Annotated in this window: 16 protein-coding genes; 15 read left to right on the top strand and 1 reads right to left on the bottom strand. The window is 63.1% G+C overall.

Going from position 1 to position 17,241, the window contains the following annotated elements; all coding sequences use genetic code 11:
• Nucleotides 1-139: 139 nt before the first annotated feature.
• The 15 genes from mnmG to C9I57_RS08180 all read left to right on the top strand — a co-directional run bounded on the left by mnmG (nt 140) and on the right by C9I57_RS08180 (nt 15,543).
• Entirely contained in the window at nt 140-2,104 is a 1,965-nt protein-coding gene (gene mnmG, locus C9I57_RS08110; protein ID WP_107150090.1) for a tRNA uridine-5-carboxymethylaminomethyl(34) synthesis enzyme MnmG, read from the top strand.
• Nucleotides 2,101-2,811: a 16S rRNA (guanine(527)-N(7))-methyltransferase RsmG gene (gene rsmG / locus C9I57_RS08115; protein ID WP_107150091.1), complete on the top strand. Its 711-nt coding sequence runs from the start codon at nt 2,101-2,103 to the stop codon at nt 2,809-2,811. The genes mnmG and rsmG overlap by 4 nt, the downstream gene beginning before the upstream one ends.
• 73 nt (nt 2,812-2,884) lie before the next feature.
• On the top strand, nt 2,885-3,655 hold the full coding sequence (locus tag C9I57_RS08120; RefSeq protein ID WP_107150092.1) for a ParA family protein: 771 nt from the start codon (nt 2,885-2,887) through the stop codon (nt 3,653-3,655).
• 40 nt (nt 3,656-3,695) lie between these two features.
• Complete coding sequence (locus C9I57_RS08125) at nt 3,696-4,586, top strand: ParB/RepB/Spo0J family partition protein (protein WP_107150093.1); 891 nt, start codon at nt 3,696-3,698, stop codon at nt 4,584-4,586.
• A gap of 25 nt (nt 4,587-4,611) precedes the next feature.
• Nucleotides 4,612-5,769, top strand: coding sequence for an SLC13 family permease (locus C9I57_RS08130; RefSeq protein ID WP_258187549.1), 1,158 nt, complete (start codon nt 4,612-4,614; stop codon nt 5,767-5,769).
• 215 nt (nt 5,770-5,984) lie between these two features.
• Nucleotides 5,985-6,518 carry an ATP synthase subunit I gene (locus tag C9I57_RS08135; protein ID WP_181321766.1) on the top strand — a complete coding sequence of 178 codons (534 nt, stop codon included), beginning with the start codon at nt 5,985-5,987 and terminating at the stop codon, nt 6,516-6,518.
• Between the two features lie 143 nt (nt 6,519-6,661).
• A complete protein-coding gene (gene atpB / locus C9I57_RS08140; RefSeq protein ID WP_107150094.1) occupies nt 6,662-7,510 on the top strand; it encodes a F0F1 ATP synthase subunit A in 849 nt (282 codons plus the stop codon).
• 74 nt (nt 7,511-7,584) lie between these two features.
• A complete protein-coding gene (atpE, locus tag C9I57_RS08145) occupies nt 7,585-7,854 on the top strand; it encodes a F0F1 ATP synthase subunit C (RefSeq protein WP_007180033.1) in 270 nt (89 codons plus the stop codon).
• Nucleotides 7,855-7,993: 139 nt separating this feature from the next.
• Nucleotides 7,994-8,464, top strand: a complete 471-nt coding sequence (locus C9I57_RS08150) for a F0F1 ATP synthase subunit B (protein WP_018441377.1) — start codon at nt 7,994-7,996, stop codon at nt 8,462-8,464.
• Nucleotides 8,465-8,466: 2 nt separating this feature from the next.
• Nucleotides 8,467-9,006: a F0F1 ATP synthase subunit delta gene (locus C9I57_RS08155; RefSeq protein WP_107150095.1), complete on the top strand. Its 540-nt coding sequence runs from the start codon at nt 8,467-8,469 to the stop codon at nt 9,004-9,006.
• 136 nt (nt 9,007-9,142) lie between these two features.
• Complete coding sequence (atpA, locus tag C9I57_RS08160) at nt 9,143-10,684, top strand: F0F1 ATP synthase subunit alpha (RefSeq protein WP_107150096.1); 1,542 nt, start codon at nt 9,143-9,145, stop codon at nt 10,682-10,684.
• A gap of 73 nt (nt 10,685-10,757) precedes the next feature.
• Entirely contained in the window at nt 10,758-11,633 is an 876-nt protein-coding gene (gene atpG / locus C9I57_RS08165) for a F0F1 ATP synthase subunit gamma (RefSeq protein WP_107150097.1), read from the top strand.
• 93 nt (nt 11,634-11,726) lie between these two features.
• Nucleotides 11,727-13,121: a F0F1 ATP synthase subunit beta gene (gene atpD, locus C9I57_RS08170; protein ID WP_107150098.1), complete on the top strand. Its 1,395-nt coding sequence runs from the start codon at nt 11,727-11,729 to the stop codon at nt 13,119-13,121.
• 66 nt (nt 13,122-13,187) lie between these two features.
• On the top strand, nt 13,188-13,616 hold the full coding sequence (locus C9I57_RS08175) for a F0F1 ATP synthase subunit epsilon (RefSeq protein WP_018441382.1): 429 nt from the start codon (nt 13,188-13,190) through the stop codon (nt 13,614-13,616).
• 196 nt (nt 13,617-13,812) lie between these two features.
• On the top strand, nt 13,813-15,543 hold the full coding sequence (locus C9I57_RS08180; protein WP_107150099.1) for an AMP-binding protein: 1,731 nt from the start codon (nt 13,813-13,815) through the stop codon (nt 15,541-15,543).
• A 630-nt stretch (nt 15,544-16,173) separates the two neighbouring features.
• On the opposite strand, the gene C9I57_RS08185 is transcribed toward C9I57_RS08180, so the two are convergent.
• Entirely contained in the window at nt 16,174-16,899 is a 726-nt protein-coding gene (locus tag C9I57_RS08185) for a transporter substrate-binding domain-containing protein (protein WP_258187559.1), read from the bottom strand.
• Nucleotides 16,900-17,241 lie beyond the last annotated feature (342 nt).

A 17,241-nucleotide genomic window follows, 5' to 3' on the forward strand; every position in this document is an offset into this window, starting at 1 on the left:
CCAGTGGAAAGCCGATGTTTCACGTGAAACCTCCCGTTAGTTGTTTAACGTAGAACACGGCTCCTCCGACGAACCCGCTATAATTTCGCGCATATCCTTTCTCGACAGGCCCGCGCGTGTTCTCGTCGCGGGATCCGCAATGCTTTATCCCACAGAATTTGACGTCATCGTCGTCGGCGGTGGCCACGCCGGCACGGAGGCCGCTTTGGCCTCCGCGCGCATGGGCGCGAAGACGCTGCTGTTAACGCACAACATCGAAACGCTCGGACAAATGAGCTGCAACCCGTCGATCGGCGGCATCGGCAAAGGCCATCTGGTCAAGGAAGTCGATGCGCTCGGCGGCGCGATGGCAGCCGCAACGGACGAGGCCGGCATCCAGTTCCGTATTCTCAATTCGTCGAAAGGCCCAGCGGTTCGCGCCACGCGAGCACAGGCGGATCGCGTGCTCTATAAGAAGGCGATTCGTCATCGGCTCGAAAACCAGCCGAATCTTTGGCTGTTCCAGCAGGCCGTCGAGGATTTGATGGTCGAAGGCGATCGTGTCGTCGGTGCCGTGACGCAGGTTGGCATCCGTTTTCGCTCGCGCGCCGTCGTGCTGACTGCCGGCACGTTCCTCGACGGAAAGATTCACGTCGGCCTCAACAACTACACGGGGGGCCGCGCCGGCGATCCGGCCGCCGTTAGTCTGTCGGCTCGCTTGAAGGAACTGAAGCTGCCGCAGGGGCGGCTGAAGACGGGTACGCCGCCGCGGATCGACGGTCGCTCGATCGATTTTTCGAAGCTCGAAGAGCAACCGGGCGACCTCGATCCGATCCCGGTGTTTTCCTTCCTTGGCCGCGTGGAGCAGCATCCGCGCCAGTTGCCGTGCTGGGTGACGCATACGAACGAGGCGACGCACGACATCATCCGCGGCGGGCTCGACCGATCGCCGATGTATACGGGCGTCATCGAAGGGGTGGGGCCGCGCTACTGCCCGTCGATCGAGGACAAGATTCACCGGTTCGCATCGAAGACGTCGCACCAGATTTTCCTCGAGCCCGAAGGACTGACGACGAACGAGTTCTACCCGAACGGGATTTCGACGAGCCTCCCGTTCGACGTCCAGCTCGCGCTCGTGCACTCGATGCGCGGACTCGAGAATGCCCATATCCTGCGTCCGGGCTATGCGATCGAGTACGACTACTTCGATCCCCGTGCGCTGAAGGCGTCGCTCGAGACGAAGGCGATCAAAGGGCTCTTCTTTGCGGGGCAGATCAACGGCACGACCGGCTACGAGGAGGCCGCCGCGCAAGGGCTGCTCGCCGGCATCAACGCGGGTTGCTTCGTGCTCGACAAGGCGCCGTGGTCCCCGCGGCGCGACCAAGCCTACCTCGGTGTGCTCGTCGACGATCTCGTGACGCGCGGCGTTTCCGAGCCGTATCGTATGTTCACGAGCCGCGCCGAATACCGTCTGAGCCTCCGCGAGGACAACGCCGACATGCGGTTGACGGAGATCGGGCGCGAGCTTGGCGTCGTCGACGACGCCCGCTGGGACGCGTTTTCTCGCAAGCGCGACGCTGTTTCACGTGAAACAGAGCGCCTGCGGGCGACGTGGGTCAACCCGAAGACCCTCGCTGTCGACGAGGCGACCGCGTTGCTCGGCAAGCCGATCGATCACGAATACAGTCTTGCGGATCTGTTGCGTCGCCCCGGCGTGACGTATGACGGAATCTGTGGCCTGCGCGGCGGCGAGTGCGGGCCGGCCGAGCCGCTCGCGGACGATCCGGTGTTGCTGGCGCAGATCAAGGAGCAGATCGAGATCGGCGTGAAGTACCAAGGCTACATCGAGCGTCAGGCCGACGAGATCGAGCGCAACGAGGCCAATGAGAACACGCGCCTGCCGGAGGGCATCGACTACATGGCGGTGCGTGGACTGTCTTTCGAGGCGCGGCAAAAGCTCAATCAGTTCCGTCCGGAAACGATCGGGCAGGCGTCGCGCATTTCGGGCATCACGCCGGCGACGATCTCGCTGCTGATGGTTCATCTGAAGAAAGGCCTCGGCCGGCGGGCAGCGCCTCTTACGAACGACGATCGTGGCGCGGACGCCGCTTCGGTTGCGCAATGACGGCGCCGCGTCCGAATTCGCGGCAAGCGATCGACCGAAATGCGCTCGATGATCTGTTGCGCGGCGGGGCGGTCGCGCTCGGCATCGCTTTGAGCGACGAGCAGGTGGAGCGGCTGCTCGATTACGTGGCGTTGCTTGGGAAATGGAACACCGTCTACAACCTGACGGCGATTCGCGACCCGCGCCAGATGCTCGTCCAGCACATTCTCGATTCGCTTTCGATCGTGCCGCATCTCGCCGCGCGCGAGGGGGCGACGATTCTCGACGTCGGATCGGGCGGGGGGCTGCCCGGGATCGTGCTGGCGATCGCGTTTCCCGAACGGGCCATCACGCTCAACGACATCGTGCAGAAAAAGACGGCTTTTCAGGCGCAGGCCAAAGCCGAATTGAAGCTGGCCAACGTTTCGGTGGTGACAGGGCGCGTCGAAACGCTGCGTCCCGGCATCGAAGTGTCGGGAAAATTCGACGCGATTGTTTCGCGCGCATTCGCAGAGCTCGCCGATTTCGTTACACTTTCGCGGCACTTGGTCAGCGAGCGAGGATCGATCTGGGCGATGAAAGGCGTGCGCCCCGATGCGGAGATTTCGCGCCTGCCGACCGATGCGCGCGCGGTGCAGGTCGTCCGATTGGCGGTGCCGTCGCTCGACGCGGAGCGGCATCTGGTCGAGGTGATGATCGAACAGGGCGAGCCGATCGGCTCGCGCTAGCGGCATGCGGCAAGGGCTCACGGCAGAAAAGCGCGGTGAAGAACGGAAGTAGCTCCGAGGATCCAGGAAAACGATGGCAAAAATCTTCTGCGTCGCGAATCAGAAGGGCGGTGTGGGCAAGACGACGACGGCGGTCAACCTCGCCGCGAGTCTCGTATCGCAGGAGCAGCGCGTTCTGCTGATCGATCTCGATCCGCAGGGCAATGCGACGATGGGTAGCGGCATCAATAAGGCTGAGTGCGAAAACACCGTCTACGAAGTGCTCGTCGACGGCGTGTCGGTCGCCGATGCGCGCAAGAAGCCGGACGCGGTCGGTTACGACGTTCTGCCGGCGAACCGTGAACTCGCGGGTGCCGAGATCGAGCTCGTCGACGTGGAAAACCGCGAGCGACAATTGAAGGAAGCGCTCGCGCACGTCGCGAGCGACTACGATTTCATTCTGATCGACTGCCCGCCCGCGCTTTCTCTTTTGACGCTGAACGGACTCTGCGCGGCGCACGGCGTCGTCATCCCGATGCAGTGCGAGTACTTCGCCCTCGAAGGGCTCTCGGACCTCGTCAACACCATCAAGCAGGTGCATGCGAATCTCAATCGCGATCTGAAGATCATCGGCCTTTTGCGCGTGATGTTCGATCCTCGCATTACGCTGCAGCAACAGGTTTCCGATCAGCTCAAGGAGCACTTCGGCGACAAGGTGTTCGACGCGGTGATTCCGCGCAATGTGCGGCTTGCGGAGGCGCCGAGCTACGGCTTGCCGGGCGTCGTGTTCGACAGAGCGTCGCGCGGCGCGCAAGCCTATGTTCAGTTCGGCGCGGAGATGATTGAACGCGTGCGCGCGCTCTGACGCGCCGCGCGACACGAAAAAGCGGAAGCGCGAGGATAGTATGAATGCGGTAGCGAAGAAGAAGGGATTGGGACGTGGTCTCGAGGCGCTGCTCGGTGGCAGCACCGATATCACGGCCGCCGTGAAAAGCGACGGGGCGCCGAACGTGCTGCCGCTCGCGAGGCTGCAGGCCGGCAAGTATCAGCCGCGCACGCGCATGGATGAAGGCAGCTTGCAGGAGCTCGCGGCGAGCATTCGTGCGCAAGGCTTGATGCAGCCGATACTCGTTCGCCCGGTATCGGCCGAGAAGTACGAAATCATCGCGGGCGAGCGGCGCTTTCGCGCGGCGCATCTGGCGGGCCTCGAGGAAGTGCCGGTGCTCGTCAAAGACGTGCCCGACCAGGCCGCCGCCGCGATGGCGCTGATCGAGAACATCCAGCGCGAGGACCTGAATCCGCTCGAAGAGGCGCAGGGCATCCAGCGGCTGCTCGACGAGTTCCAGTTCACGCACGAGCAGGCCGCTGAATCGGTCGGGCGCTCGCGCAGCGCCGTCTCGAATCTGCTGCGCCTGCTCAACCTCGCGGCGCCCGTGCAGACCATGCTGCTCGCCGGCGATCTCGACATGGGGCATGCGCGTGCGCTGCTCGCCGTGGATGCCGCTTCGCAAATCACGCTCGCGAACCAGGTCGTGAACAAGGGGATGTCGGTGCGCGAGACCGAGCGCCTCGTTGCCGCGACGACGAAGGCCGAGCCGGCCGTGAAGGCGCGCGTCAACCATCATGACGGCGGGCGCGACACGCGGCGCCTCGAAGAGGAGCTTTCCGATCTGCTCGCGGCTTCGGTGAAGATCAAGCTCGGCCGCCGCGGGCGCGGTCAGCTCCAGATCGATTTCGGCGATCTCGACGCGCTCGAGGGGATCCTCGCGCGCTTGCGCGGCGGGCCCGCGGCGTGAGCCGCGGCGCACGTCGCCCTCGCTCATGACGGCAGCCGAGAAGGCGCGGCCCACCCGCGCGAGCTGGCCGCTTCGCCTGCGGCAATGCTTTTCATTCGTGGCGAAGGAGCCGATTCTGTCGGCCCTCGTCGTCGCGCTCGTCGCATTGCAATGGCGGCATCCGCGAGCATGGGGCGAATTGCCGCACCTCGTCGACTGGCCGACCGTCACGACGCTCGCGGGTCTCTTGATATTGACGAAGGCGGTCGAGCTGTCGGGCTTCCTGATGTGGCTCGCGCATCGCGTCGTGCATCGCGTGCATTCGGAGCGCGCGCTCGCGTTCTTGTTGATCGGGCTCGCCGCCGTGTTGTCGATGCTCGTCACGAATGATGTCGCGCTCTTCGTCGTCGTGCCGCTCGTGCTGTCGCTGAACCGCCTGACCCCATTGCCCATCAAGCGGCTCACGATCTTCGCGGCGCTTTCCGTCAACGCGGGCTCGATCCTGACACCGCTCGGCAACCCGCAGAACCTGTTTCTCTGGCAGACGAGCGGCGTGTCGTTCGGACGCTTCGTGCTTGCGCTCGCTCCGCTTTGCGCCGTCTTGATGGCGATGCTGTACGGACTTGCGGCGTGCGCCTTCGCGGGCCGGCCGCTCGACCTCTCGCGCGATGCGCCGACCGAGCCCGTCGATCGCGCCTATGCGGCAACGGCGGCGCTGCTCTTCGTCGCGTTCGTGCTGCTCGCCGATTCGCACCATCCGGGCATCGGCCTTGCCGGCATCGCACTCGGCTTTTTCGTCTGGCGGCGCGATGCCGTGCTGAAGATCGACTGGGTGCTGCTCCTCGTTTTCGTGCTGATGTTCATCGTGCTGCGCAGCGTTGCGGCACTGCCGCCGATACGCGAGACGATCGCGACGTTCGAGCTCGGCAAGCCGCTTTCCGCCTATCTCTCGGCGGCCGTGCTGTCACAGGGCATCAGCAATGTCCCCGCGGCGATCATGCTGGCGGAGTTCACGAAGGATTGGCGAGCGCTCGCGTTCGGTGTGAGCGTCGGCGGGTTCGGCATTGCCATCGGATCGCTCGCGAATCTGATCGCCGTGAGGCTCGCCCGTGAGCGGGGGATCTGGCTTCGATTCCATCTCGTCTCGATCCCGTTCTGGGTCGTCGGCGGCGCGCTCGGCGCGTGGTTGCTGACCCTGCGTTGAAAGCCGATCGACAGCTGCGCGGCCCCCTTCCAAAGGACGCTTTCCGGCTCATTTTCGTCGCGGCTAAAGTCTTGAATCGCCTGCAACTATCGCTTACAATCCCCCGGATTTATCAGCTAGGCACCCCGTAAGCACGACGAAAGGCGGCGTGACGGAAGAGTCCGTGCGCGCGATGTAAGCGGCGGGTAGGAAAGGGTCTTTGCAGGATGACGGCGATGGCGGATCAACAGCCGAAAAAGAGGCAGGAGACACGCTCGCCCGACACCGCGCCCACCACCGCGAACGTCGGTCATGCTCGAACTTTCGACGATGCGTGGGATGCCGAGCAGCAAGACATAAATACCGTTCCGCTCACGCGGGCCGAAGCCGAGAAGTTGTTCGGCCCGACCGTGAGCCGTCCATCGCGCGTCACGCCGTTCAAGGTCGTGATGGCGCAAATGGTTTTGTCCCTGGTCGCGACGTTGTGTTGGTGGCTGTTTTACGAGCCGCCGGGCGCTGCTGCGCTGTCGGCGTTCCTGGGTGGGGCGGTTTGTTGGGTGCCGAGCGCGTTGTTCGCGGCACGTCTCAAGAAGGCAGGCGCGTCCGCATCGATCCTCACTTGGATGATCGGCGAAGCGCTGAAGATGGGGGTGACGGTTGCGATGTTCGTCGCGATCGGCTTGTGGTACCACGACGTGCGGTGGCTTCCGCTCATCGTCACCTATCTCATCGCGCTGAAGACGTACTGGATCGCGCTCGCCTGGCATTGAAGCGGTACTGGAAGGATTGAAGGCAGGTTGAAGCCGGCCGTCGCCGCTCCCGAGCGAGCGCGAGGCCGGCCTCTCCAGCGGGGTCGGCCTGTGCCGGCGCTCCGCCCCGAAAGATTTTCGACAATTTGGGTGGCATTAACGATATGGCAGCGAACGAAGGCACGCACTTGGATCCGTCCGAGTACATTGCGCACCACTTGCAGAACCTGTCCACCGGACATCAGACGTCGATCATCGATTTCCACGTCTGGAATCTCGACACGCTTTTCTGGTCGATCGTCTGCGGTCTCGTCACGATCGTCTTGCTGCGGCTCGCGGCGCGCAAGGCGACGCCGGGCGTGCCGGGGCGCTTTCAATGCGCGGTCGAGATGCTCGTCGAGATGGTCGAGGACCAGTCGAAGTCGATCATCCACGGCAACCGTACCTTCATCGCGCCGCTCGCGCTGACCGTCTTCATTTGGGTCGCGCTGATGAACTCGCTCGACTTCATTCCCGTCGATCTGCCCGGGCGCATCATCGGCTGGCTCGGCTTGTCGGGCGTGATCTCGCATCATCGCATCGTGCCGACGGCGGACCTCAACGGCACTTTCGGCATCGCGCTCGGCGTATTCGTGCTGATGCTCTACTACAACTTCAAGATCAAGGGTCCCGGCGGATTCGCCCACGAGCTGCTCTCCGCACCGTTCGGCGGCCATCCGCTGCTCTGGATTCCGAACCTCGCGCTGAACATCATCGAATACGTCGCCAAGACGGTTTCGCTGGCGCTGCGGCTCTTCGGCAACATGTACGCGGGCGAGCTGCTCTTCCTGCTCATTGCGTTGCTCGGCAGCCTCTGGACGTTCGGCGCCGACACCAGCGTGCTCGGCTTCGTCGGACACGTGATCGCGGGCAGCGTCTGGGCGATCTTCCACATCCTGATCGTCTTGCTGCAAGCGTTCATCTTCATGATGCTGACGCTCGTGTATATCGGCCAGGCGCACGACAAGCACTAAGCGAAGGCGTGCAAAGCGGATTCTTTTCGTTTCCCTAAATCCAGTTCTAAAAAGTCTTTTACAAAGGAGTGATCATGCAAGCTTTCATCGCCAACATCCAAGGTCTGACCGCCATCGGTATCGGCATCATCATCGGCCTGGGTGCAATCGGCGCCTGTATCGGTATCGGCCTCATGGGCGGCAAGTACATCGAAGCCTGCGCCCGTCAGCCGGAACTGATGAACCCGCTCCAGACCAAGATGTTCCTGCTCGCTGGTCTGATCGACGCGGCGTTCCTGATCGGCGTCGGTGTGGCAATGCTGTTTGCGTTCGCGAACCCGCTGCTCTCGAAGCTCGCGGGCTGACGTTTCCGGGGGAGTTTGCGCCGCGTCGATGGTGAACGCGGCGCAGGGGCGAAACGGGAGGAGAGGCGCTGATCGATCGCAATATCGATGAGCGCCTTACCGTTTCACTTTCCGTATCAGCAACATTTGAGGAAACACCGTGAATCTGAACGCAACCCTGTTTGCGCAAATGGTCGTCTTCCTGATCCTCGCGTGGTTCACGATGAAGTTCGTGTGGCCGCCGCTGGTCAACGCGCTCGACGAGCGCGCGAAGAAGATCGCAGACGGCCTCGCGGCGGCCGAAAAGGGCAAGACGGAGCTCGAAGCCGCACACAAGCGCGTCGACCAGGAGCTTGCCTCCGCGCGCAACGAAGGTCAGCAGCGCATCGCCGACGCCGAGAAGCGCGCGCTCGCCGTGGCCGACGAGATCAAGGCCAACGCCCAGGCCGAGGCGGCCCGCATCGTGGCGCAGGCGAAAGCCGACGCCGAGCAGCAAGTCGTCAAGGCTCGTGAAGCGTTGCGCGCCGAAGTCGCCGCGCTGGCCGTCAAAGGTGCCGAGCAAATCCTGAAGCGCGAGATCGATCAGGCGGCCCATGCCGAATTGCTCAACCAACTGAAGACCGAGCTCTGATCATGGCCGAACTTGCAACCATCGCTCGCCCGTACGCGGAAGCGCTCTTCGATGTCGCCGAGCGCGGCGACGTCGCCGCCTGGTCCGCTCTCCTGCAGGAGCTGGCACAGGTTGCGCGTCTGCCCGAAGTGCTGTCGGTCGCCACGAGCCCGAAGGTGACGCGCGAGCAAGTCGTCGAGCTGTTGCTCGCCGCGGTGAAGTCGTCGCAAAAGGATGCGCCCGAGGTCAGGAATTTCGTGCGGATGCTCGTCGATAACCATCGGCTCTCGCTGCTGCCCGAAATCGCAGTGCAGTTCGAAGAATTGAAAAACGCACGAGAAGGCGCGGCGGACGCGCTGATCGTCAGCGCATTCCCGCTCGAAGGCGAGCCGCTCGCCGAGCTCGTCGCGAGTCTGGAACGCAAATTCGAGCGTAAGCTGAAGCCCACAGTCGAGGTCGACGCGTCGCTGATCGGGGGCGTGCGCGTGACCGTCGGCGACGAAGTGCTCGACGGCTCGGTGCGCGCGCGGCTTGCACGCATGCAGGTTGCGCTGACCGTTTGACGGCGCTCGACGCCCATGAGCGGCGACGAACGGCACAAGCGGCGGCGGCCCTGCCGCGACAGACGAACACAGGCGGAACAGGCGACGCGGATAGACGCGCCCGGCATGCAACAGAATTGAACATCAGGAGCGAATAATGCAACTCAATCCCTCTGAGATCAGCGAGCTGATCAAGAGCCGGATCCAGGGTCTTGAAGCGAGCGCCGACGTTCGCAACCAAGGCACCGTGATCTCCGTGACCGACGGCATCGTGCGCATCCACGGTCTGTCGGACGTGATGCAAGGCGAAATGCTCGAATTCCCGGGCAACACGTTCGGTCTCGCGCTGAACCTCGAGCGCGATTCCGTCGGCGCCGTGATTCTGGGCGAATACGAGCACATCACGGAAGGCGACATCGTCAAGACGACGGGCCGCATTCTCGAAGTGCCCGTCGGTCCCGAGTTGATCGGCCGCGTCGTCGACGCGCTCGGCAACCCGATCGACGGCAAGGGCCCGATCAACGCCAAGCTCACCGACGCGATCGAAAAGATCGCCCCGGGCGTGATCTGGCGTAAGTCGGTGTCGCAGCCCGTGCAGACGGGCCTGAAATCGATCGACTCGATGGTGCCGATCGGCCGCGGCCAGCGCGAGCTCATCATCGGCGACCGCCAGACCGGCAAGACGGCCGTCGCGATCGACGCGATCATCAATCAGAAGGGCAAGGACCTCATCTGTATCTATGTCGCGATCGGCCAGAAGGCATCGTCGATCATGAACGTCGTGCGCAAGCTCGAAGAGACGGGCGCGCTCGATTACACGATCGTCGTCGCCGCATCGGCTTCGGAATCGGCGGCGATGCAGTACCTCGCGCCGTACGCCGGCTGCACGATGGGCGAGTACTTCCGCGATCGCGGTCAAGACGCGCTCATCATCTATGACGACTTGACGAAGCAGGCCTGGGCGTATCGCCAGATCTCGCTGCTGCTGCGCCGCCCGCCGGGCCGCGAAGCGTATCCGGGCGACGTCTTCTATCTGCACTCGCGTCTGCTCGAGCGCGCGGCGCGCGTCTCGGAAGAGTACGTCGAGAAGTTCACGAACGGCGAAGTGAAGGGCAAGAGCGGCTCGCTGACGGCACTGCCCGTCATCGAAACGCAGGCGGGCGACGTGACAGCGTTCGTGCCGACGAACGTGATCTCGATCACGGACGGCCAGATCTTCCTGGAAACGGACCTCTTCAACGCCGGCATCCGTCCCGCGATCAACGCGGGTATCTCGGTGTCGCGTGTCGGCGGTGCCGCCCAGACCAAGGTCATCAAGAAGCTTTCGGGCGGTATCCGTACCGACCTCGCGCAGTATCGCGAGCTCGCCGCGTTCGCCCAGTTCGCGTCCGATCTCGACGAAGCCACCCGCAAGCAGCTCGAGCGCGGCCGCCGCGTGACGGAGCTGCTCAAGCAGCCGCAATATCAGCCGCTGCAAGTATGGGAACTCGCCGTCGCGCTCTTCGCCGCGAACAACGGCTACCTCGACGACCTCGATGTGAAGGATGTGCTGGCGTTCGAGAAGGGTCTGCGTGAGTACCTGAAGACGAGCCATGCCGAGCTCATCAAGCGCATCGAAGACGCGAAGGACTTGTCGAAGGACGACGAGGGCGCGCTCCACGCCGCGCTGAAGGACTTCAAGAAGTCGGGTGCTTATTGATCAGCGAGGCAAATGACCCGAGCCGTGCGCCGGCTTTTAGCCGCGGCGCGCGGCTTCGATCAGGGAGCAAGCAATGGCTGGAATGAAGGAAATCCGCGGCAAGATCAAGAGCGTGCAGAACACGCGCAAGATCACGAAAGCGATGGAGATGGTGGCCGCATCGAAGATGCGCCGCGCGCAGGAGCGCATGCGCGCCGCCCGCCCGTACGCCGAGAAGGTCCGCGACATCGCTGCGCACATGAGCCGCGCGAACCCCGAGTATCGTCACCCGTTCATGGTGCCGAACGAGGGCGCGAAGGCGGCCGGTCTCATCCTCGTCACGACGGACAAGGGCCTGTGCGGTGGCCTCAACACGAACGTGCTGCGCGCCTCCGTGCAAAAGTTCAAGGAGCTCGAGCAGAAGGGCCAGAAGATCGAGGCCACGGCCATCGGCGGCAAAGGCTTCGGCTTTCTGAACCGCTTCGGGGCGAAGGTCGTATCGCACGTCGTGCAGCTCGGAGACACGCCGCACCTCGAAAAGCTGATCGGCGCCGTGAAGGTGCAGCTCGACTTGTACTCGGAAGGCAAGCTCTCGGCCGTGTACCTCGCTTACACGCGCTTCATCAATACGATGAAGCAGGAGCCCGTGCTCGAGCAGCTGCTGCCGTTGTCGGCCGAGCATTTCGAAGGCGACACGTCGACGCCGCGCTCGACCTGGGACTACATCTACGAGCCCGATGCGCAGACCGTCGTCGACGAGCTGCTCGTTCGCTATGTCGAGGCGCTCGTCTACCAGGCCGTCGCGGAAAACATGGCATCCGAGCAGTCGGCGCGCATGGTGGCGATGAAGGCCGCGTCGGACAACGCGAAGACCGTGATCAGCGAGCTGCAGCTGTCGTACAACAAGAGCCGCCAGGCCGCGATCACGAAGGAATTGTCGGAGATCGTCGGCGGCGCCGCCGCAGTGTGACGCGGCGCTCGCGATGAGCCGTCGTCACGGACGACGGCAGCTCGAGACAGCGCCTTTGCGCGAGTGAAGAATTGAGTATCTAAAGGAAAAGCGATGAGTACAACTGCTTTGGTGGAAGGCAAGATCGTACAGTGCATCGGCGCCGTGATCGACGTGGAGTTCCCGCGCGAGCAGATGCCGAAGGTCTACGACGCCCTCGTTCTCGAGGGGACGGATTTGACGCTCGAGGTGCAACAGCAGCTCGGCGACGGCGTCGTGCGCACAATTTGTCTCGGCGCGGCCGAAGGCCTGCGCCGCGGCGTGACCGTCAAGAATACGGGCAAGCCGATCAGCGTGCCGGTCGGCAAGCCGACGCTCGGCCGCATCATGGACGTGCTGGGCCGTCCGATCGACGAAGCGGGTGTGATCGAGAGCGAGAACATTCGCTCGATCCACCAGAAGGCGCCGCAGTTCGACGAGCTTTCGCCGTCGACGGAGCTGCTCGAGACGGGCATCAAGGTGATCGACTTGATCTGCCCGTTCGCGAAGGGCGGCAAGGTGGGTCTCTTCGGCGGCGCCGGCGTCGGCAAGACCGTCAACATGATGGAGCTCATCAACAACATCGCGAAGGAGCACGGCGGCTACTCCGTGTTCGCGGGCGTGGGCGAGCGTACCCGTGAAGGGAACGACTTCTACCACGAAATGAAGGACTCGAACGTGCTCGACAAAGTGGCCCTCGTCTACGGCCAGATGAACGAGCCGCCGGGCAACCGTCTGCGCGTGGCGCTGACGGGTCTGACGATGGCCGAGCACTTCCGTGACGAAGGTCGCGACGTGCTGTTCTTCGTCGACAACATCTACCGTTTCACGCTGGCCGGTACCGAAGTGTCGGCACTGCTGGGCCGGATGCCGTCGGCGGTGGGCTATCAGCCGACGCTCGCCGAGGAAATGGGCAAGCTGCAGGAACGCATCACGTCGACGAAGACGGGCTCGATCACGTCGGTGCAAGCCGTCTACGTGCCCGCGGACGACTTGACGGACCCGTCGCCGGCCACGACGTTCGGCCACCTCGACGCGACCGTCGTGCTTTCGCGCGACATAGCCTCGCTCGGTATTTATCCGGCCGTCGATCCGCTCGATTCGACCTCGCGCCAGATCGACCCGAACGTGATCGGCGAAGAGCACTACACGACGACGCGCCGCGTGCAGCAAACGCTGCAGCGCTATAAGGAGCTGCGCGACATCATCGCGATTCTTGGCATGGACGAGCTTTCGCCCGAGGACAAGCTGTCGGTCGCGCGTGCGCGGAAGATCCAGCGTTTCCTGTCGCAGCCGTTCCACGTCGCCGAAGTGTTCACGGGCGCGCCGGGCAAGTACGTGCCGCTCAAGGAGACGATCCGCGGCTTCAAGATGATCGTCGACGGCGAGTGCGATCATCTGCCCGAGCAGGCGTTCTACATGGTCGGCACGATCGACGAAGCCTTCGAAAAGGCCAAGAAGATCCAGTAAGGGTCGGGTGTAATGGGGATCTGAGTGAGGCGCGGAAGCGCTTGCTCAGGCCGACATGGAGTCGATATGGCAACGATCAAAGTAGACGTCGTCAGCGCCGAAGAGCAGATCTTTTCGGGCCAGGCGAAGTTCGTCGCCCTCCCGGGCGAGGCGGGTGAGCTCGGCATTCTGCCGGGGCACACGCCGCTCATCACGCGGATTCGCCCCGGTGCCGTGCGCATCGAGGCCGAGAACGGCGACGAGGAGTTCGTATTCGTGGCGGGCGGCATTCTCGAAGTGCAGCCCGGCGCGGTGACGGTGCTTGCCGACACGGCGATTCGCGGTAAGGATCTCGACGAGGCGAAGGCGGACCAGGCGCGCAAGCGTGCCGAAGAGGCGCTGCAAAACTCGGGCTCGAACCTCGAGTATGCGACGGCGCAAGCCGAACTCGCCTATGCGGTCGCGCAGCTCGCGGCCATTCAGCGCTTGCGCAAGATGCGGACGACGCAGCACTGACCGACGAACCGACGCAAGGTCGGCTACGATGCCGTTCGGCGAACTCGCCGAACGGCATTTTGTTTTGGTGGGCTCGGCTGCGGGTTACCCTCGATGCGGGGGCCCGGCGCCGATGGCAGAATCTTCCCGGACGTTCGTGTCTTGAGGGCTGCGAGAACCGCGGCATGAATTCGCGACAAGGAGAGAGGGGACGCCGATGGCTACACCGAATTCCGATAGTGGCGCAATCATCGCGCCCCGAGACGGGCTTTCCTACGTGCGCGGCTCGACCGATACGCCGCTTTCCGAAGCGACGATCGGCGAGTTTCTCCTCGATACCGTCCGACGTTTTCCGGATCGGCCTGCTGTCGTGTTCCGCGAGCAAGGCATTCGCTGGACGTGGCGCGAGTTCGCCGACGAAGTCGATGTGCTCGCGGCGGGCCTGGCGTCGCTCGGGATCGTCCGCGGAGATCGCGTAGGCATCTGGTCGCCCAATCGTGTCGAGTGGCTCATGACGCAGTTCGCAACCGCTCGCATCGGGGCGATCCTCGTCAACATCAATCCGGCCTACCGGCTCGCCGAACTCGAATACGCGCTGAATAAATCGGCATGCACGGCCATCATTGCGGCCGAGCATTTCAAAACGTCGAAGTACCTGGAAATGTTGCAGGCGCTGGCTCCTGAGCTGGCGGACGCCGTGCCAGGGCAGCTGCACGCGGCGCGCCTGCCGCATCTGCGCTCGGTGATTCGCATGTGCGACCATGAAACGCCGGGCATGCTGACGTTCAGCGAGCTCGTCGAGATGGGGCGCATGGCGCTCGAGACGGTGCCGCTCGAGGAGATCGCCGCATCGCTCGACGCTCGCGATCCCATCAACATTCAGTTCACGAGCGGCACGACGGGCAATCCGAAGGGCGCGACGCTCACTCATCGCAACGTCGTCAATAATGCACGCTACATCGCGATGGCCATGCGATTGACGGAAGCCGATTCGCTTTGCATCCCGGTCCCGCTCTATCACTGCTTCGGCATGGTGCTCGCGGTTCTCGCGTGCGTATCGGTCGGCGCGCAAATGGTTTTCCCGGGTGAGGCGTTCGATGCGGCCGCGACGCTTTCGGCGGTTTCGGAAGAGCGTTGCACCGCCTTGCACGGCGTCCCGACGATGTTCATCGCGGAGCTCGATCATCCCGACTTCGACAAGTTCGATCTCGGCGCGCTGCGCACAGGCATCATGGCGGGCTCGCCATGTCCGATCGAGACGATGAAACGCGTCGTCGCGCGTATGCATTTGTCGGAGATCACGATCGCCTATGGCATGACCGAGACGAGCCCCGTGTCATTCCAGAGTTCGACGACCGACCCGCTCGAAAAACGGACATCGACCGTCGGCCGTATCCAGCCGCACCTCGAGGCGAAAGTCGTCGACGAGCTGGGGCAGACCGTGCCGGTCGGCGCGACAGGCGAGCTCTGGACGAAGGGCTACTCCGTCATGTTGGGCTACTGGGACGACGAGTCGCGCACGCGCGAATCGATCGTCGACGGCTGGATGCGAACGGGCGATCTCGCGACGATCGACGCCGAAGGCTACTGCAACATCGTCGGCCGCTTGAAGGACATGTTGATCCGGGGCGGCGAAAACGTTTATCCGCGCGAGATCGAGGAGTTCCTGTTCCGCCATCCGAAGATCCAAAGCGTCCAAGTCTTCGGCGTGCCCGACGCGAAGTATGGCGAGGAGGTCTGCGCTTGGATCGTCGTTCGCCCCGGCGAGCGAATGACCGAGGGCGAAGTGCGCGAATACTGCCGCGGCCAGATTGCGCACTACAAGGTGCCGCGCTACATCCGCTTCGTCGACGACATGCCGATGACGGTGACGGGCAAAGTCCAGAAATTCGTGATGCGCGAGCGGATGATCGAAGAGCTCAAGCTCGCGATGCCGAAGACATGCTGACGGCGACCGTCAAGCCAACGTGCGCATCGAGCATGGAAACGCCGGGCAAAAAAAAAGCGGGCCAGCGGCCCGCTAAAAACCACACGCTACGGGGTTAGCGCGAGGAGACCAATGAAGGAACTGACAGGTGCCGATCAATAACGACAACCGCACCTGCAACGGCTCCAACAGAGATGTTCCCAGAGAGGAATTCGTTCTTGCTCGCCGATTTTTTGATGCTCTTCATTGTGTTGCGAATTCGGCGATGAACGACATCTGTGTTGAAACCGTTGAGGGGCATTGTGGGCGAATTAGCCCGACGACGCGGTAACAAAGTGTTTCAGGATGTAACGCCACGCCGGACAAGGCTTCGCGGGATTTTTTGCCGTTTCTTATCTGCTGGAATGTCAATGTTTCCGATTCGACAGTTGTTTGAAATCGATTGCATGTAAGCAATCGAATAAACCGGAAATCATTTAATGCGAATATTCCCGTTCTATGCAACTGCTACTCGAAATAATAGCGAGAACGGCTCGCAACGAGATGATTCGGCAGTGTTCTCCGGCAATCCAAATGTAAACGGGTTCGCTTCACCGACCGTGTCGCCGCGGCGCCAGGAAGTCACCGTGCGGTGCGCGCAGCGGCCTTGAACTATTTGAGCCACTTGTCGGAGATCGTCTGAAATTCGCCTGTTGCCCTGGCGAGGTGCAACCACTGGTCGACGTACTGCTGATAGACAACATCGCCACGCGGCAGCATGTAGGCCTTCTCGCCATACTGGAACGGTTTGTCGGGATGGATCGCGCAAAGGCCTGGATTGAGCTTTTGCTGCAGCAGCGTCTCCGAGGCGTCGGTCACCATCACATCGGCCTTGCCGGCCAGAATCTGTTTGAAGATCGTGACGTTGTCGGGATAGACGGTGAGGCTTGCGTGGGGAAGGTACTGTCTCGCGAAGCGCTCGTTGGTGCCGCCCGGATTGACGATGACGCGCGTCGCCGGCTCGTCGATCTGCGCGACCGTCTGATACTTGTCCGCGTCGGCACAGCGGGCGATCGGCGCCTTTCCATCGACCATGTAAGGCTCCGAAAAGAACACGCGCTTCTGGCGCTCGAGCGTCGTGGAGACGCCGCCGACGGCGATGTCGCACTTCGCGAGGAAATCGCTCATCAGCTTCGGCCACGTCGTCTTGACGTATTCAGTTTTCACGCCGAGCGATTTCGCGAGCGACTCCGCCATGTCGATGTCGATGCCTTCGAACGTGCCGTCGGCGGCGAGGAACGAGAACGGTTTGTAATCGCCCGTCGTGCATACGCGCAACGTGCCGCGCCCGATGATCGCATCGAGTCGTCCCTCAACTGGGCCCGGCGCCACGGGCATTGCTTGCACGGGGCCTTCGGAGCGGGAAGCGGCTGCGGCGTCGTTGCGGCCCGGCGCGACGTGGCTCGGAACCGAAGCCGGTTGCGGCTGAGCGAAAACCCCGCTTGCGCAAGTCAGACCGAGGAAGCACACCGAGCCTGCAAGGCGTGCGAGGACGTTCTTTTTCATCGAGGTTGCTCCCGTTCGAGACAAGGCCTGTGTTCGCCTGTCCTCAATCGACAGGCTGCGGCATTTCCGCGCGATCGTAACAGGATCCGGTCCGCAAAAACGGTGTGACGCGCGGGCGGCGCTGTCAGGTCCGGTAGAATGACCGCTCGCAACGCTCTGCCGCCCCTTGCATCG

The organism is Trinickia symbiotica, assembly GCF_003028655.1.
Taxonomy (GTDB): Bacteria; Pseudomonadota; Gammaproteobacteria; order Burkholderiales; family Burkholderiaceae; genus Trinickia; species Trinickia symbiotica_A.

Bases quoted from the DNA above. Each gene is read 5' to 3' on its own strand.
- C9I57_RS08120 (WP_107150092.1), top strand. From the start codon at position 2,885: ATGGCAAAAATCTTCTGCGTCGCGAATCAGAAGGGCGGTGTGGGCAAG.
- C9I57_RS08125 (WP_107150093.1), top strand. From the start codon at position 3,696: ATGAATGCGGTAGCGAAGAAGAAGGGATTGGGACGTGGTCTCGAGGCG.
- rsmG (WP_107150091.1), top strand. From the start codon at position 2,101: ATGACGGCGCCGCGTCCGAATTCGCGGCAAGCGATCGACCGAAATGCG.
- C9I57_RS08175 (WP_018441382.1), top strand. From the start codon at position 13,188: ATGGCAACGATCAAAGTAGACGTCGTCAGCGCCGAAGAGCAGATCTTT.
- atpD (WP_107150098.1), top strand. From the start codon at position 11,727: ATGAGTACAACTGCTTTGGTGGAAGGCAAGATCGTACAGTGCATCGGC.
- C9I57_RS08180 (WP_107150099.1), top strand. From the start codon at position 13,813: ATGGCTACACCGAATTCCGATAGTGGCGCAATCATCGCGCCCCGAGAC.
- atpG (WP_107150097.1), top strand. From the start codon at position 10,758: ATGGCTGGAATGAAGGAAATCCGCGGCAAGATCAAGAGCGTGCAGAAC.
- atpE (WP_007180033.1), top strand. From the start codon at position 7,585: ATGCAAGCTTTCATCGCCAACATCCAAGGTCTGACCGCCATCGGTATC.
- C9I57_RS08185 (WP_258187559.1), bottom strand. From the start codon at position 16,899: ATGCCCGTGGCGCCGGGCCCAGTTGAGGGACGACTCGATGCGATCATC.
- atpB (WP_107150094.1), top strand. From the start codon at position 6,662: ATGGCAGCGAACGAAGGCACGCACTTGGATCCGTCCGAGTACATTGCG.
- mnmG (WP_107150090.1), top strand. From the start codon at position 140: ATGCTTTATCCCACAGAATTTGACGTCATCGTCGTCGGCGGTGGCCAC.
- atpA (WP_107150096.1), top strand. From the start codon at position 9,143: ATGCAACTCAATCCCTCTGAGATCAGCGAGCTGATCAAGAGCCGGATC.
- C9I57_RS08130 (WP_258187549.1), top strand. From the start codon at position 4,612: ATGACGGCAGCCGAGAAGGCGCGGCCCACCCGCGCGAGCTGGCCGCTT.
- C9I57_RS08135 (WP_181321766.1), top strand. From the start codon at position 5,985: ATGGCGGATCAACAGCCGAAAAAGAGGCAGGAGACACGCTCGCCCGAC.
- C9I57_RS08155 (WP_107150095.1), top strand. From the start codon at position 8,467: ATGGCCGAACTTGCAACCATCGCTCGCCCGTACGCGGAAGCGCTCTTC.